The following is a 15,717-nucleotide window of genomic DNA, read 5'->3' as shown; positions in this document are numbered from 1 at the left end:
CAACAAACTAAAATCCAAAAACTGATCTCCGACGAAATTCAATAAGTATGTATCAAAATCTCATTCAACCTTTAGAAAACATCGCTGCATCGGTTTTGGATGGTGTGGCCGAGCTTTTGGGAAACAAGGGAGCTGCGTTGTCTGACCCGCCGACTAACGGACGTGTCACGCTGCCGGACGATCTTTTTGCGAAGCGCGATGTTCAAACGGAATGGTGGTATTACACCGGCCATTGCAAAACACATACGGGGCGTGAGTTCGGGTTTGAACTTGTGTTTTTTAAGCGGCGAACTGATCGCGACAGGCTAGGCGTGGTTCCAATGACGATTCTTGCAAACCCGATGTATTTTGCGCATTTTGCGATCTCTGACATCACGCGGCAGCGGTTTCGTTGTGACCATATTCGAAGTTTTGATAAGCCGCTTGATGTGCCCGTGCGGTTTAGCGAGACGACTTGCGATGTGAATCTAGGCGAATGGTCGCTGCGTGAGATAGCCGGTAAGCACGTTTTGCACGGAACGCTTGTTGATGGGCTTGTGTTTGATGCCGTGCTCGAATCAGCTAAGCCGCTTGTGCTGAATGGAGATGGCGGCAACGGAATTGCGAAGAAAGGTGAAGGTGCTTCGAATCATTTTTCATTCACTCGGATGACCGTGAGCGGACAGCTTTCTGAGGCGGGCACGATCGAGACGTTTACGGGTTCGGCGTGGATGGACCGCGAGTTTGGGAGCTGGGAACATGGCGTTTGGGATTGGTTCAGTATTCAGTTTGATGACGAAACGGAGCTGATGCTTTATCAATTCCGCACCAAGACCGGCGAGATGAACGGCGAGTCAACCGGCACATATGTTAGTCAAGACGGCACATGCACGTATCTGAAACGCAGCGATTTTGAGATCGAGGTTCTTTCGACATGGCTCAGTCCTAATACAGGTGCCGAATATCCCGCAGGATGGCAGATCCGCGTTCCAAGCCTCGATATCGAACTCCGCCTCACACCGCTCATCGACGATCAGGAGCTCGACACGCGAGGCACGACAATGGTCGTCTATTGGGAAGGCGTTTGTGATGTAGAGGGCCTTAAAAACCACGCCGCCGTAACCGGACGTGCTTATGTGGAACTGGTCGGCTACGATCTCTCGCACGAGACAGCAGGGCTGGGCGATTTTCTTTTTGGCAAGACGATGCGGAGAGTTCAGGAAATGTTCAATTGATCATGATTGGACGAACCTATACGACAAGACCGTAAACTGCGTTCTTGTACGCGAAAATTTGAATCCAATTTTCAGGGACTCTCGAAACCAATTTTTTAACTAATTAAAAAGTTCTGTTAATAAAATTTAACTTAAATATATGAAACTCAATCGATCCGACATGTTTATTCTAACGGCCGCATTTTTGTCTTTTCTGTTTTCCGTCTCATTGTGGTTTGGCATTCTAGGTCCTGGGAATCGGGACACCGCAATTTTTGTTGGCCTCTGGGTACCTTCAATTCTCGCACTAGGGCTGTATGGATCGCCTTTACGGAGGGCCGCTTGAACGACATCATAGTATTTTGCGTAGGGTTGTGTGTCTCGATCCTCGTCGTTTTCGGCATTTTTTACCGCGTTGTTCGGGAAATGCACGACGCTAGAGAAGAAAGTGCGACGGGAAAACGCACGGATTAGAAAGCCGGCACGATCACCGAACTGCTGCGATGAACAACAACCTCTAGCTGGTATTGGACATCGTCTTCCCAAATCGTGTCGATGCGAATGTCGAAAATCTTGCCTTTGTAAATATTCTTGCTTGAAAGTGTTTCGGGTTTCATTCAATAAGGAGCCTTTAAGAGATACGCAGTGCCCATCAAACCGCGATCACCCTCAGCCAAAAGTTCTATTAATTGGTCATCAAAATATTGTTCATATTCCCGTGTCGCGATGCGAAGGCGAAACGTTTTCCGAGCTTCGTCTATCTCAATTTTTAGCGATTCATAAATATCCTTCTGTTTGATCCCGCGTTCAAGTTTAAAGGTTTCTGTCAGCTTAATTTGTGCCACAAGAAGCCGGGCAAATCGTTTTGCGTCATTCTGCTCAGATTCGCTCACCTCTTGGGGCTTCGAGCCACGAAAGAATAGAAAATAAATAACGATAGCCAGAACAGTGGCAATGGCAACATAATTCATAGGCATTTCAATAAGTTCCTGAAGAACGGAGATGTAGAGCATTTTACACCAGATGAGATAGAATATCGGTATGGCTAAGTATCGCATTGGATTAGGCGTGACGGGAGGCATTGCTGTTTATAAGGCTGTCGAGGTGATGCGCATGCTTCAAAAAGCGGGCTGCGTCGTGAGCGTGGCGATGACTAAGCATGCGACGGAGTTTATTCAGCCGTTGACGTTTCGAGCTCTTACGGACACGCACGTCATTGTTGACGACTACGATCCGGCAAATCCGGATCCCATTGCTCACATCAATTTTTCGCAGAATATCGATCTGTTGCTGATCGTTCCGGCCACGGCGAATATTATTGCTAAGTTTGCAAACGGCATTGCTGACGATTTTCTTTCTTCAACTTATCTGGCGGCGACTGCACCTGTGATGATCGCTCCGGCGATGAACACAATTATGTGGGAGCAACCTGCTACGAAGCGAAACGTTGCTCGGTTGAAGAAGGACGGCGTGCATTTTGTCGAGCCGGTCGCGGGTGAGTTGGCTTGTAAGACCGTTGGGACTGGAAAGCTTGAGGATGTGGAGAATATTGTCGCGCAAGCATTGGCATTGTTAGAGACAGGAGACAGGAGACCGGAGACAGGAGCCAAGGCGTCTCCTATCTCTCGTCTCTCGTTTCCTGTCTTAGACCTGTCATCAGAGCGATTCCTCGTTACTGTCGGCGGGACCCGAGAAGCGATCGATCCGGTTCGGTTTATTTCTAATCATTCATCAGGGAAGATGGGTTTTGCGGTGGCTGAGGCCGCGGCGGCTAGAGGGGCTTCTGTGACGGTTGTTGCGGGTGTGACGACGGTTGATCCGCCGGAAAATGTAAATGTAATTCGCGCAGTGTCAGCAGAGGAAATGCACGCTGCTGTTCTAAAGGAATTGCCAAAAGCAACGGTGTTTGTCGGTGCAGCCGCAGTTGCAGATTATGCTCCGGCAAATGCTGCTGAGGGGAAGATCAAAAAGGACGGCCGGGATTTTATGATCCTCGAACTCAAGAAAACACCGGACATTTTGTCAGAGGTTTCTGCAAATCGTCCCGAAGGTATGCTCGTTGTTGGCTTTGCAGCAGAAACGGATGATGTGGTCGGTTACGCGCGTTCGAAAATGAAGAAAAAGAAGCTCGATCTGGTCGTCGCGAATGACATTACAAAAAAAGGTGCAGGCTTTAACAGCGATACAAATATTGCGACCATTTTGACCCATCTTGGCGGCAAGCAGGATCTGCCGCTTATGTCGAAACGAGAAATGGCGGATAAGATATTGGATCAGGTTTTGAAGTTAAGGAAAAAGCGGATAGCGAAAAATGCGGATGCGAATGCAGCGTCGTAGAAGATAAATTTATTGAACGCGGATTTTACGGATCAGGCGGATCAAAACGGATAGATCCTTAAAATTAGTACAATCCGCGTTTAAGGTTTCTTTGCTAACAAAAATCTATGGAGAAATCCCCGGAGTTAAACGAATTGATCGCCGATGTTCGCGAGCAGGTTTTGTATATGCAGGAGCTCGGCGTCGATTCGCTTGATTTGAAATTGCTCGATAGAGTTGAGAGCAGCGAGTTGAAAGTTGAGAAAAAGGCAGATGCCGGTGCCGTCGATAAGATAATTTCAAATTTGAGATCTGAAATTTCAAATGACAGATCGGAAGTTTCAAAACCAAAAGAGCTGCGAGTTCCCGGACAATCGAGACTGGCTTCACTTCCATCTTTGTCAAAACGCGAATCGGCTGTTCCGTTGCGGAGTAGTGAGCCAAACAGCGTGACCGTTCCCGGCGAGATCACCCCTAAAGGCGTAGCTCATAGCGAAGAAAGCGAGAAGAAAACTGAGATGCTATTTGAGACGACGCCGGCTTTGCCGGAACCGACGGAGACCATTCAACAGATCCGCGCTGAGATCGGGCCGGATTGTACACGGTGCAAACTTTCGACGCTTGGGCGTTCGCAGGTGGTTAACAGCACGGGTAATTTCAACGCCGAACTGATGTTTGTTGGCGAGGCTCCGGGTAAGGATGAGGACGAGCAAGGGTTTCCGTTTGTAGGGCGCGCGGGACAGCTTTTGACCAAGATAATTGAAAGCATTGACCTAAAACGCGAAGATGTTTTTATCGGCAATATCAACCGCTGCAGACCGCCGGAAAATCGTGCTCCTGAGCCGGACGAAACCATCGCTTGCAAGCCATTCCTGAAACGCGAAGTTGCCGTTGTACGACCAAAAGTAATCGTCGTTCTGGGCGCGACCGCTGCTCAAAATTTGCTTGAAACCAAGGTCCCGATTGGGAAATTGCGTGGGCAATTTCATGACTATTTAGGCGTCAAAGTGATGCCGACCTTTCATCCGGCTTATCTGCTTCGCGACCCGCATAAGAAACGCGAGGTTTGGGATGATATGAAAATGGTTCGCGATTATTTGAAGTCAGGAACTACGAAATGACACGAAAAAACACAAAATTTAAGGACTTGTTTGTTGCAGTTGTTTTGTTTGCTCTTGTACTGCCGATCACTGTGTTTGCGCAAAAGGGCGGGTATCCTGAGATCAAGCAGCTTCAGTCGCCGCAGAATCCGCGTATTGGATTTTTGATCCACGGCGGTGCGGGCTCGATGAAAAAAGGTTCGTTGACACCGGCAAAGGAGAAAGAATATCGCGACAAGCTGACCGAGGCTTTGCTTGCTGGATATAAGGCTTTGCAGGATGGCAAGTCGAGCCTTGATGCGGTCGAGATCGCGATCAGGATGATGGAAGATTCGCCGCTTTTTAATGCCGGCAAGGGAGCGGTCTTCAACGCTGACGGCAAGAATGAGCTTGATGCTTCAATAATGAACGGGAAAACGCTGGCTGCGGGCGGAGCTGCGGGATTGCATCACGTTAAAAACCCGATCACGCTGGCGCGTGCAGTGATGGAAAAATCGCCGCATGTCTTTATGTTCGGTAACGGTGCTGAAATATTTGCGAAAGAACAGAAGATCGAAATGGTCGACGAAAAGTATTTCTGGACGCAGGAAAGCTGGGACGCTTTTCAGAAGCTAAGGCAGCTCGAAAAAGACCAAAAGCCCTCAGAGCCGAAGAAGGTCAGCGAGTTGAATGACGGTTATTCCGAAAAGGCAAAGAAGGTATATGGAACAGTGGGTGCCGTCGCCCTAGATAAAGAAGGAAATCTCTCGGCGGGAACATCGACCGGCGGCATGGACAATAAGAAGTACGGACGCGTCGGCGATGCTCCGATAATTGGCGCCGGAACTTATGCCAATAACAACACTTGTGCTGTTTCAGCGACAGGCTGGGGTGAGTATTTTATCCGTCTCGGTGTCGCGCGCGACATTTCGGCGTTGATGGAATATCGTGCTTTGACGGTGCAGGCTGCTGCTGATGCGGTCATCAAACAAAAACTTCAAAAACTCGGCGGCAACGGCGGCGTGATCGCGATGGACAAATTTGGAAACATGGCCATTTCATTCAACACTGACGGAATGTTCCGGGCTTATGTCGGCGGCGATGGAAAGCCTGTCGTTGAGATCTACAAAGATTAGCCTATATGCTTTCTGCTGAGATAATCGCTATCGGCTCTGAGCTTCTCACACCGACAAAAACAGATACAAACAGTCTTTGGCTAACAGAAAAGCTCAACGACATTGGCATAGACGTTAAACTCAAGACGATCGTTGGCGACGATGGCGAACGTCTTGAGGAGACAGTGCGCGATGCGATGCGGCGGTCGGATATTGTTATTACGACGGGAGGGTTGGGGCCGACGGAGGATGATATTACTCGGCAGTTCACGGCCAAGGCGCTTGACCGTGAATTGGTATATCACGACAGGATCGAACAGCATTTGCGTGAGCGATTTCGTAGCTGGGGCCGCGAGATGCCGGAGATCAATAAACGACAGGCATATATAATTGATAGAGCAGAGATACTACCGAATCCAAACGGTTCCGCAGTTGGAATGTTTGTCGAAGAAGGCGAGAAAATGCTGACTATCTTGCCCGGGCCGCCGCGTGAGAACCAGCCGATGTTCATCGAACACGTGCTGCCTAAATTAAAGGCGATGGCAGGCGAAGTTTATGTGAAACGGCGAATTTTGCGTGTTTCCGGCTTGGGTGAATCGGCGGTTGACGAGATCGCGGCTCCGATCTATAAGGCTTACCCAGACGTTCAGACATCGATACTGTTTAACAAAAGCGAAGTCGAGATACATATTGCAGCGAGTTCTGAAAAAGCCGAAACGGCCGATTGGACGGTTAATAAGCTTGCCGATGAACTTGCAGAAGCGTTGGGCAAGGCTGTTTTTTCTACAAACGGCGAAACGATGGAAGAAGTCGTCGGCAGACGCTTGAAAGAACGTGGGGAAACTGTTTCCGTCGCCGAAAGCTGCACCGGCGGGCTTATCGCAAGGCGTTTGACAGAAATTGCGGGTTCGTCTGCGTATTTTATGGAAGGCTCGGTCACATATTCCAATGAAGCGAAGATGCGGACATTGAATGTGGAGGCTGAAATACTCGAAAAACACGGCGCCGTAAGCGCCGAGTGTGCCGAGGCGATGGCTAAGGGAATGCTTGAGCGAGCCGGAACCGATCACGCGATCTCGGTCACAGGAATCGCCGGGCCTGACGGCGGTACCGACGAAAAACCTGTCGGTACGGTGTTTATAGGCTATGCCGGAGCAAAAGGTGTTAAGTCGGTAAAGATCGTTCTTCCTGGCGACCGTTATCTAATTCGCTGGCGTTCAAGCCAGGCAGCGCTCGATTATCTGCGTCGGCAACTGACTTTATAGTTGCTTTTTCCCGTTAAAAAGCTGAAAATCAGGTAGTTCGGGCTTCTAAAGTCATGAGTTCGATAATTTGAAACTTTGCCGCGCTTGATGCGTGTAGTGTTTCAGTTACATAACAGCTTAGAATTTCCGGTCTCAGTCGTTGAACAGTTATGAAAAGATCAATCCACGTCCGCGTTTTTATTAGTTTGCTGCTTCTTTTGTCGCTGATGTCGCCGGTTGCGACGCTTGCTGCTTTTGGGGATGGAAAGAAGCATTTCAAGCAGGGAATGAAGCATGAATATGCTGAAGAATGGGATAAGGCCGTCGAGGAATTCGCGCTTGCGGTTTCCGATGATCCCAAAAACCCGGAGTATCGACTGCATTTGACGCGCTCTTTGTTTAATGCTTCGCAGATGTATGTAAAGAAGGGATCGATTGCGGCAAAAGAGAATAATTATGAGGACGCGTACCTTGCCTATCGCAGGGCTTACGCCTTTGATCCAACAAACGAGCTAGCAAAATCGGAAATGGATCGAATGGTCAGGCTGCAACGGGGCGTGAATGAAGCAACCAATCCGGGCGGCACAAAAGATGAGTCAGGCAAATTAAAACTCATTCCGACCGGCTATGCCGAGAAGAAAGATACAACTCCGCAGATGCCGCAGAGACCAGAAATTCTTCGCGACCTGCCGTTTCCATCGGGCGTCGATCTTCAGTTCATCATTAAGGAACTCGCCAAGGAACTCAACCTGAATATCCTGTTCGACAGCGCATCGTTCCGAACGCCGGGCCGAAAGACCTACATCGATCTGAAAAATGTAACGGCCGCTCGTGCTCTCGATTACATCTTTTTGCAGGAGGCTCTGTTTTTCCAGAAGGTTGGGCCGCGAACGGTCATTATTGCTAATCAGACCGAGCGTCAAAAATTCCAGCAGCTTGTATTGCGCACCTTCTATCTTGCAAATGCGGCTCCGAAAGATGTAGCGAAGATCGTGCAAACCGCTATTCCCGCACAACCTGGCCGTAGTCAGACCATCGTTCTCACCGATGACGCCACCAACAGTATTACAATCCGCGATACGGAAGAAAATATAAGGCTCATCGGCAAGCTCATTTCGTCGCTTGATAAAGACCGTGCTGAGGTTGTGATGGAAGTGGCGATCTATGAAGTTAACAAGAGAGATTTGTTGCAGTTAGGCAATCAGATCGGTACTAAAAGTCAGCTTACTAATTTTGGCGGATCACAGTCGGGAGCCCTGCTGTTTGGTAATAATCCTCTGACGACCGTTGCCGGAGCGGTAACGTCTGTGGTGTCGGGTGTGATTCCAACCGGCATCATTTTACCGACCGCCAATATTGCTGCTTTTCAGTTTAAGGATAATACGAAACTTTTGGCTTCTACGCAAATACACGCATTTAATAATGAAGATTCGTCAGCGCGCATTGGTCAGCGCGTACCTGTTGCGAGTGCTTCGTTTGTAACCGGAAATAATACAACACCCGGGACTAATAATAATGGGTTTTTGTCGAATGTGATTAATTATGAGCAGGTTGGGTTGACGCTCAAGTTCAAGCCCCTGGTTTTCCCCAATCAGGACGTGCAGGTAGCAATGGAAATCGAATCAAAGGATGTTTCTGGCGAGCAGACTCTACAGCCGACCTTTACGGAGCGCACAATCAAGGGGACCGCCCGAATTCAGAACAACAAAACGCTGTTGCTCGCTAGCGTGGCTCAGGACATCGAATCGCGTGGTAGAGAAGGATTGCCGCTGCTTGGGTTGATACCGATCCTCGGCCGTCTTTTCACTGCTCCGACGCGCAACAATCGGCAGGTTGATATCGTTATTGCGGTTACACCGCGAGTTATCAGGGCACCTGCCATTTTGCCTGAAGACGAGATCGAGCGGCCGACGGGTAGCCTTGCGGTTCCGACCAGCAGTAACCTTGAAGCGATGATAATTCAGGAAGAACGGGATGAAATGCTTGCGGCGGCTAGGCGAATTCCTAATGCGGCTGAAGTTCAGCTTCCGGATCGAACGGCAGACGCGCCGGTGTACGTTCGAACAGAAACCTCGAGCGGAAAGGAAACAGCTTCTACCGCGACTGCGAATGCTCAGAACGCTACACCTCAAACTACTACTGCTCAGACGACGGTAGCAATGCCTGCCGCACCGGTCACCACGAATCTCAAACCGATTGACAGCAGTGTGAAAACGTTGCAATTGAATCAGACTTCGGACACTGTGAAACAGCAGGTAACTAATGAGGCTCAACCGGTTTCCGGCGAGCCTACCGTTGAAAAGGGCGAGACTTCGTCCGTATCTTCAACTGCCCCGGGAATGCAGGTTCGCTTTGGGGCTGACATTGCTGAGGTGAAGAAGGGCGACAAGGTGAAGATCCCTGTAATTATTCAGGGAAGCTCGTCATTTAGATCAGGCGTGATAGGCATCAAATTCGATGATAAGCGTCTGGTGATTCGTTCTATTGGTTATGGAGATGTGTTTGGAGCATCGCTTGTAAATACTGCTGCAATTCCATTTCTCAATCAGAACGGAAAAATGTATGTTTCACTGTCAGCCAAGGATGAGGCTGGAGCAACTGCCGAAGGCACGCTTGCGTTTATTGAGGTTGAAATGCTAGTTGACGGACGCCCCAAGCTTTCATTTGATCGCGATGTTTTAAATTTCCTGACTGCCGACGGAAAGAACTTTCAAGTCAGGCTTGAAAAATAGAATTAGTGAAGAGAGCCGAACAAAATGATCTTGGATACAGTTTGCTCGAGCTTGTTTGCACGCTCGCGGTACTGTCGATCCTAGTGATGGGCACGCTCCCGATGGCACAGAATGCCGTTACGCGGCAGAAGGAACAGAGGCTGCGCGAAACGTTGCGTGAAATCCGCAGTGCGATCGATGAATTCAAGCGGGATACCTACGGAGCCTGTGCTCAGGGTTCTTCAACGACATCAAATCCTACGATAGGGAATCAAGGGGCGGCGGCCGATCCGCGAAGCCGTGTTTATATAGACGACTGCAAGATATTTGGCATTGACAATCTTGACCGATATCCGCCTTCGCTTGAAATTTTGGTCAAAGGCGTTCGAGTCAAATCGCGTGCTCCAAATTTGGCGGGCGGCAGCGGACTGAACGACAACTCGCCGCAGGCAACTGAGATCAATCAGGACAAAGAGGTCAAAAAGGTCTATCTGCGTGAAATTCCTATTGACCCGATGACGGGCGAGAAAGAATGGAAACTGCGTTCGTCTTATCAGGATGTCGATTCGGACAGCTGGGATGATGTCAATGTGTTCGATGTCAGGACAACGGCTAAAGGTGAAGCTCTAAACGGGGAGAAATATAGTGACTGGTAAGATTAGTGCGGAGTGCGGAGTGCGGAGTGCGAAGTCTCAGAAGGGGTTTTCGCTGCTCGAATTGATGATCGCGATGTTCATTATGATCATCCTTTTGTCGGTTGCGATCCCAACCTACGAGCGGAGTGTGCGGCAGGCCAGGGAAGTTGTTCTCAAAGAAAATCTATGGCAAATACGTCGGGCAATCGACCAGTACACCGCCGATAAAGGAAAAATGCCAAAGAGCGTTGAAGATCTTGTTGGGGCAAAATACCTCCGTGAAAAGCCAATCGACCCGATCCGTGACGAGACCGACTGGAGCGAGATTCAGGGCGAAGACCCAAATTCTACGGAAGCCGAATCGGGGTTAAAGGATGTGAAAAGCCTCGCGGACGGTGTAGATAGTAACGGTGTTCCCTATTCCGAGTATTAATTAACAAAAGATGTTCTCAGCATTAACAACACCAAATTATCCCAATTCCGCTCTGGGAATCGAGGAGAACCGCATTACTGCAGTGTCACTTCAGGGACAAGGGCGTGGTTCGTTCGCGATCCGCCAGGCCGCGACCGTCGATCTGCCGACCGGACTCGTAAAACCTAATTTCCTCGAAAAGAATATCTCAAACGGGTTTGAGTTTTCATCATATCTTCGCGAAGCCGCAGAAAGTGCCGGAATGCTAAGCCAAAAACGTTGGTCGGTTGCTTTGCCGAGCGGCACAGCCCGCACAGCGATCCTCGTTCTCGACAGCGAACCTGCTTCGCGACAGGAAGCGGAAGAGGTCCTCAACTGGAAAGCGGAACAGAATTTCGGGGCCCCTGCATCTGCCCTAAGGCTTGCAAAGGAAAAAATATCCCCGGACGCTAGCGGGCGATCACGTTATTTTGCGACCGCCGTAACGCTTTCGGTCATTGACGAATATGAAACGCAGTTCGAAGGCCTCGGCTGGAAAGCTGGGCTGATTTTGCCGCGTGCTGTAGGTGAAGCAAATTGGCTGGCGGACAACTCTGACAAGACCGATTCGCTTCTAATAAGTACTACTAACGATGGATTTACCGGCTTGCTGCTTCGCTCAGGCGAACCTGCGGTTGTTCGCTCTGTTACCTGCACGTCTAATGAGATCGACGATGAGATCTATCGCCTATTGATGTTTTATAACGATCGTTTCGGTGGCGAGAACGGAAACTCACTTTTGCAGAAACTTCTGGTGATCGGCAAAGATCTTATGCCGGGAAAAGTGCAGACCATCGCTTCCGAAGCGCTCGGCAGAGCGTTAAATGTACTGTCGCCTGAAGACGTCGGGTTGAGTCTGCCGGGCGGCGGCCTTCAGTTCGACGACCTTGCCGCTCCGGCCGGTCTGGCTGCTCTGGGATTTAGATAATCTGGTGACAATATGCGGGTGTTAAGGAACAAGTGCCTGACATCAAATCGTCACCTGTAACCTGTCACTTTTCTGCCGTTGCAGTTTGAAACAATTTCCAGCAAAATACCGTAGTAACTTGCAACGATGTCGATACAGGCGATAGCAATCGAGACAGCGCGGAAACTTACCGATGGTGAGCTGATCGTTGATGCGATTAATGGCCGTGCTGACGGGTTTGAGGAGCTCGTTCGACGATACCAGCGTCCGATTACGGGATACGTTTTTCGAATGCTTGGCAATTACGAATCGTCGCTCGACGTCACTCAGGAAGTCTTCATTAAGGTTTACAATTCGCTCCATAAATACAGTCCTGAATATAAATTTTCGACGTGGCTTTACCGCATTGCACATAACGCTGCGATCGATCATATGCGGCGAAATCCTGTCACCCCACAAAGTCTCGAAGCCGAAAATTCCGACGGCACATATCAGTTACAAATCGAAAGCAGCGGACCTTCGCCCGAACAGGATCACGAGCGTGCCGAGTGGCGAAACGAAATCGATTCTGTCGTCAAATGCCTGCCTCCGGCATATCGCGATCTGATATTGCTCAGACACGCGCGTGACCTTAGCTATGACGAGATAGCGGATATCACAGACTTGCCATTAGGCACGGTGAAAAATCGCTTATTCCGGGCACGCGAGATGATGCGCGAAATGTTTATCGAAAGAGGATTTACAGGAGTATAAATATGGGTTTCGAAATGCAGTACAACCAATCTGCGGCACTTGTAACACCTGACCAAAAACAGATGGGAATGTTTCTACATCTGTCCGGCTTGGCATTCGCAATTGTTTTTCCGCTTGGGATCGTTTTGCCAATAATTCTTTGGCAAACGCAAAAGGACAAGACGCCTGCACTTGATGCTCATGGCAAGATGGTCACAAATTGGATGATCTCATCAACGATCTACGGCATCGTGAGTTTTGTTTTGATGTTCGTTCTGGTCGGGTTTTTAACTGGTGCGGTTGTTTGGCTGTTGGCAGTTATATTTCCGATCATTGGCGGCGTTAAGGCTAATAACGGCGAACTGTGGGATTATCCTTTGACGATCAAGTTTCTTAAGTAGAGCAGGATGAAATTGAAGACGAACAATTTTGAATGTCCATTGGATGAGATCGCAGCGTATATTGACGGCGAACTTACCTTCACGCGTGAGATCGAACTCGATGCTCATTTTGCGGCATGCGAAGCCTGCTCCGAAGAACTTAATCAGCAAAAACAGTTTCTATGCGAACTGGATGCCGGACTTAAAGGCGAGGACGTCATTGCTCTGCCGGCGGATTTTACAAAAACAATAGTTGCAAATGCAGAAAGCACCGTCGCCGGACTTCGCCGACCGCGTGAGCGGTTCAATGCCTTGTTTATTTGCGCAGGATTATTTTTGTTTGCTCTTTTCGCGTTAGGCTCGGATGCCGGCAAAATATTTAACGGCCTCGCAGTTGCCGCGGAGCAGGTTGCGGCGGTTGGCAGTTTCTTTGGGCATCTTGTCTATTCGATATTTTTAGGTTTGGCGATCGTCGTGCGGTCATTTGCGGTGCAGTTTCGATTCGATCTGGTAATTGGGTTGATATTGACTGCCGCTATATTTGCCTGTTTGATGCTTGCCTCGCGAAGAGCACTACGATTGCTTCGTGCACAGTAGTTTTCCGGCCGTAGTTAGTAAAAGTGAAATTCTCATCTGAAACAGCATCTTACCGTCCGCATTTTACACACGGTATGGCGGAGGTTTTTGAACCCGTTTTGCGTCTACAGCCAGCGCGAAAAGGGCAAATGCATTTGCTTTTACTTTTACTTGTGTGTCTGATCCAGTTGTGCGGCATCGCTGTTCTTGCTCATCCCGAGATTTCGGTCTCGGATGACGACAAGACGGTGACCGTAAATGACGCACCTGAACAGGAAGTCTATGTCATCGGCAAATCGGTGATCGTCAACAAGCAGGCAAAAGGCGTGCTTGCAGTCGGCGGCGATGTAATCATCAAGGGCCGTATCGAAGGGGACGTAGCGACGATCGGCGGCAATGTTATTCAGGAGAAGGACGCATACGTAGGCGGCGACATCATAGTCTTTGGTGGAGCTTACAAGCCCGAAAGCGAAAATCCGCTCCGCGAGCCTGGAAAGGAGACGGTCAGCTTTGGAGTGTTTGAGGAAGAATTGCGTAACTTTGGACAAAATCCGACGCAGATATTAAGCCCCAGTTTTTCGGTAGGCTTTCTGGCTCAGCGGCTCGTTTTAGGCCTTTTTTGGTTCATCATTTCAGTGTTTATGACAACCATTGCTCCGGGAGCCGTTGGCCGTGCGGTCGCTAGGATACAATTGTCGGCTCTAAAAGTGTGTGCTCTCGGTACGGCAACTTTTATACTCGTTGCGGGCTTGATAATAGGAGGCGCGATCGTTCTCCCTAATTATTTGAGTGCGACTCTTGGACTGATGGGAGCGCTGATGCTCCTTCTTGGCTATGTTTTTGGTCGCGTCGCATTACAGGTGAGTGCCGGAAAGCTCTTTCAAAAATACGTACTTTCTGAGAGTAATCGTTCAGAAACGCTGGCTATTCTGATCGGTGTTTTGATTTGGACGATGCTTCTTTCGATCCCGTATATTTGGCTCTTTGCTCTTTTTGCGGTGTTTACAGTCGGTATCGGCTTGATCCTTACGGGCCGAACGGCCCCGAAATGGACAACACCATGATCTTGTATCTTTACAATTCTTTACACTTATAATCGAACTTTGCCGGTAAAAAATGCGTCTTAATCATCAGTGAACGCAGCCTTGATCGTCGAGGGGCGTATTATTTTTTATAGGATCCCGTAAATAAAATGCGTATTAATAAAATTGCAGCAGTTCTTTTAATATTCGGCGCCTTTGGCATTGTCTATGGACAAACCTCTGCGGTGGCTGTCAAACCGGTCTATTTTGCAGGCGATGTAGCCGCGATCAGCACGAGATCGATAGTAATCAAAACTAAATCTGGGCAGACCGAAGTTATGCTTACGGAAAAAACGGCATACAAGCGGGCATCGGCTGAGAACTTCAGTTTGGCGACGGCAATGCCCGGAGTCGTAACTGACATTGTTGTTGGCGACAAAGTCACTGTCTCGGCCCTTCCTTCGGCGGATGGCAAGTCGATGGATGCCCGCACCGTGTATTTTGTGACCCAAACCGATATAGCGGCAAAGGACGCCAAGATAAACGACGCCTGGCTCAAACGCGGGATAAAGGGACGCGTGATTTCGGTTGATCTGCAAACGAATCAGATAAACGTCGAGATGCGCAGCATGATGAGTAGCACAAAACTGATGCTGACCCCCAAAGATAACGCGAAGTTTTTACGCTACGCACAGGACTCTGTACGTTATGATGAAGCCGCGAAAAGTTCGCTCGCCGATGTAAAAGTCGGCGATGAGATCCGAGCCCTTGGTGACCGCAGCACAGATGGACTGAGTTTTGCGGCAGAAGAAATATTGACGGGTGCATTTCAGACGATTGCGGGGACGGTTAAGTCGGTTGACGCCACAAAAAATGAGGTTGTCATTAAAAATCTACAGACAGGCAAAGACGTGACCGTTATTGTGACGGAAACTTCGGTCGTAAAGCGGTTTCCTGCGGAACAGGCTGAGCGAATGGCCGGATTTATGATGGGCGGCGGTGGAGTTAGGCCAGTCGGAGCAACTCCGCAGCAGGGAACTGCACCTGCAGCGAACGGACAAGCTCAGCCTCCAGGAGCGGGACGCGGTCCTGGCGGAGGTAGAGGCGGCAGTGTCGATGACATGCTCGAGCGCTTTCCTACTATAACTGCAGGCGAACTTAAAGCGGGCGACATGATCGCATTCTCAAGCACAAAAAATGCCAACGTTGAACGCATCAAGGCGATTAAACTTCTCGCTGGCGTCGAACCGTTCTTAAGAATGGCACAGACAACAAGCGGCAGTCCGCGCGGACAGGGTGTTTCAGGCGGATTTACGATTCCGGGTCTCGACGGCGTTGGTTTTTAATTCAAGATTC

The 15,717-nt window shown here is 49.4% G+C and carries 16 protein-coding genes; 14 read left to right on the top strand and 2 right to left on the bottom strand.

Annotated features, from left to right (window positions below; translation table 11 throughout):
• Window positions 1–47: 47 nt before the first annotated feature.
• Window positions 48–1,214, top strand: a complete 1,167-nt coding sequence (locus IPL32_01890; protein MBK8464558.1) for a hypothetical protein — start codon at window positions 48–50, stop codon at window positions 1,212–1,214.
• A gap of 449 nt (window positions 1,215–1,663) precedes the next feature.
• On the opposite strand, the gene IPL32_01885 is transcribed toward IPL32_01890, so the two are convergent.
• Window positions 1,664–1,810, bottom strand: coding sequence for a hypothetical protein (locus IPL32_01885; GenBank protein MBK8464557.1), 147 nt, complete (start codon window positions 1,808–1,810; stop codon window positions 1,664–1,666).
• Window positions 1,811–2,206: a hypothetical protein gene (locus tag IPL32_01880; GenBank protein MBK8464556.1), complete on the bottom strand. Its 396-nt coding sequence runs from the start codon at window positions 2,204–2,206 to the stop codon at window positions 1,811–1,813.
• Between the two features lie 28 nt (window positions 2,207–2,234).
• Here IPL32_01880 and coaBC point away from each other — a divergent pair, with 28 nt between their 5' ends.
• The 13 genes from coaBC (at window position 2,235) to IPL32_01815 (ending at window position 15,707) form a co-directional block, all read left to right on the top strand.
• Window positions 2,235–3,530: a bifunctional phosphopantothenoylcysteine decarboxylase/phosphopantothenate--cysteine ligase CoaBC gene (gene coaBC / locus IPL32_01875; protein ID MBK8464555.1), complete on the top strand. Its 1,296-nt coding sequence runs from the start codon at window positions 2,235–2,237 to the stop codon at window positions 3,528–3,530.
• Between the two features lie 497 nt (window positions 3,531–4,027).
• Window positions 4,028–4,630, top strand: coding sequence for a uracil-DNA glycosylase (locus IPL32_01870; GenBank protein MBK8464554.1), 603 nt, complete (start codon window positions 4,028–4,030; stop codon window positions 4,628–4,630).
• Window positions 4,627–5,724 (top strand): isoaspartyl peptidase/L-asparaginase, encoded by a 1,098-nt coding sequence (locus IPL32_01865; GenBank protein ID MBK8464553.1) that lies wholly within the window; start codon window positions 4,627–4,629, stop codon window positions 5,722–5,724. The genes IPL32_01870 and IPL32_01865 overlap by 4 nt, the downstream gene beginning before the upstream one ends.
• Window positions 5,725–5,729: 5 nt before the next feature.
• Window positions 5,730–6,968, top strand: coding sequence for a competence/damage-inducible protein A (locus IPL32_01860; GenBank protein MBK8464552.1), 1,239 nt, complete (start codon window positions 5,730–5,732; stop codon window positions 6,966–6,968).
• A 149-nt stretch (window positions 6,969–7,117) separates the two neighbouring features.
• Entirely contained in the window at window positions 7,118–9,679 is a 2,562-nt protein-coding gene (locus IPL32_01855) for a hypothetical protein (GenBank protein MBK8464551.1), read from the top strand.
• Between the two features lie 5 nt (window positions 9,680–9,684).
• Window positions 9,685–10,314 carry a type II secretion system protein gene (locus IPL32_01850; protein MBK8464550.1) on the top strand — a complete coding sequence of 210 codons (630 nt, stop codon included), beginning with the start codon at window positions 9,685–9,687 and terminating at the stop codon, window positions 10,312–10,314.
• A gap of 64 nt (window positions 10,315–10,378) precedes the next feature.
• Window positions 10,379–10,726 carry a type II secretion system protein gene (locus IPL32_01845; GenBank protein MBK8464549.1) on the top strand — a complete coding sequence of 116 codons (348 nt, stop codon included), beginning with the start codon at window positions 10,379–10,381 and terminating at the stop codon, window positions 10,724–10,726.
• A 10-nt stretch (window positions 10,727–10,736) separates the two neighbouring features.
• A complete protein-coding gene (locus IPL32_01840; GenBank protein MBK8464548.1) occupies window positions 10,737–11,672 on the top strand; it encodes a hypothetical protein in 936 nt (311 codons plus the stop codon).
• Window positions 11,673–11,798: 126 nt separating this feature from the next.
• Window positions 11,799–12,404: a sigma-70 family RNA polymerase sigma factor gene (locus tag IPL32_01835; GenBank protein MBK8464547.1), complete on the top strand. Its 606-nt coding sequence runs from the start codon at window positions 11,799–11,801 to the stop codon at window positions 12,402–12,404.
• A gap of 62 nt (window positions 12,405–12,466) precedes the next feature.
• Window positions 12,467–12,784 carry a DUF4870 domain-containing protein gene (locus IPL32_01830; protein MBK8464546.1) on the top strand — a complete coding sequence of 106 codons (318 nt, stop codon included), beginning with the start codon at window positions 12,467–12,469 and terminating at the stop codon, window positions 12,782–12,784.
• 6 nt (window positions 12,785–12,790) lie between these two features.
• Window positions 12,791–13,360, top strand: a complete 570-nt coding sequence (locus IPL32_01825; GenBank protein ID MBK8464545.1) for a zf-HC2 domain-containing protein — start codon at window positions 12,791–12,793, stop codon at window positions 13,358–13,360.
• A 128-nt stretch (window positions 13,361–13,488) separates the two neighbouring features.
• A complete protein-coding gene (locus IPL32_01820) occupies window positions 13,489–14,403 on the top strand; it encodes a hypothetical protein (protein ID MBK8464544.1) in 915 nt (304 codons plus the stop codon).
• Window positions 14,404–14,531: 128 nt separating this feature from the next.
• A complete protein-coding gene (locus tag IPL32_01815; protein MBK8464543.1) occupies window positions 14,532–15,707 on the top strand; it encodes a hypothetical protein in 1,176 nt (391 codons plus the stop codon).
• Window positions 15,708–15,717: the final 10 nt, after the last annotated feature.

It is taken from the genome of Chloracidobacterium sp. (genome assembly GCA_016711345.1).
In the GTDB taxonomy this organism is placed as follows: Bacteria; Acidobacteriota; Blastocatellia; order Pyrinomonadales; family Pyrinomonadaceae; genus OLB17.
The sequence above is the reverse complement of the archived record's forward strand: the minus strand, read 5'-3'. Positions and strand labels throughout refer to the sequence as shown.

Bases quoted from the DNA above. Each gene is read 5' to 3' on its own strand.
- IPL32_01890 (MBK8464558.1), top strand. From the start codon at position 48: ATGTATCAAAATCTCATTCAACCTTTAGAAAACATCGCTGCATCGGTT.
- IPL32_01885 (MBK8464557.1), bottom strand. From the start codon at position 1,810: ATGAAACCCGAAACACTTTCAAGCAAGAATATTTACAAAGGCAAGATT.
- IPL32_01880 (MBK8464556.1), bottom strand. From the start codon at position 2,206: ATGCTCTACATCTCCGTTCTTCAGGAACTTATTGAAATGCCTATGAAT.
- coaBC (MBK8464555.1), top strand. From the start codon at position 2,235: ATGGCTAAGTATCGCATTGGATTAGGCGTGACGGGAGGCATTGCTGTT.
- IPL32_01870 (MBK8464554.1), top strand. From the start codon at position 4,028: ATGCTATTTGAGACGACGCCGGCTTTGCCGGAACCGACGGAGACCATT.
- IPL32_01865 (MBK8464553.1), top strand. From the start codon at position 4,627: ATGACACGAAAAAACACAAAATTTAAGGACTTGTTTGTTGCAGTTGTT.
- IPL32_01860 (MBK8464552.1), top strand. From the start codon at position 5,730: ATGCTTTCTGCTGAGATAATCGCTATCGGCTCTGAGCTTCTCACACCG.
- IPL32_01855 (MBK8464551.1), top strand. From the start codon at position 7,118: ATGAAAAGATCAATCCACGTCCGCGTTTTTATTAGTTTGCTGCTTCTT.
- IPL32_01845 (MBK8464549.1), top strand. From the start codon at position 10,379: ATGATCGCGATGTTCATTATGATCATCCTTTTGTCGGTTGCGATCCCA.
- IPL32_01840 (MBK8464548.1), top strand. From the start codon at position 10,737: ATGTTCTCAGCATTAACAACACCAAATTATCCCAATTCCGCTCTGGGA.
- IPL32_01835 (MBK8464547.1), top strand. From the start codon at position 11,799: ATGTCGATACAGGCGATAGCAATCGAGACAGCGCGGAAACTTACCGAT.
- IPL32_01830 (MBK8464546.1), top strand. From the start codon at position 12,467: ATGGGAATGTTTCTACATCTGTCCGGCTTGGCATTCGCAATTGTTTTT.
- IPL32_01825 (MBK8464545.1), top strand. From the start codon at position 12,791: ATGAAATTGAAGACGAACAATTTTGAATGTCCATTGGATGAGATCGCA.
- IPL32_01820 (MBK8464544.1), top strand. From the start codon at position 13,489: ATGCATTTGCTTTTACTTTTACTTGTGTGTCTGATCCAGTTGTGCGGC.
- IPL32_01815 (MBK8464543.1), top strand. From the start codon at position 14,532: ATGCGTATTAATAAAATTGCAGCAGTTCTTTTAATATTCGGCGCCTTT.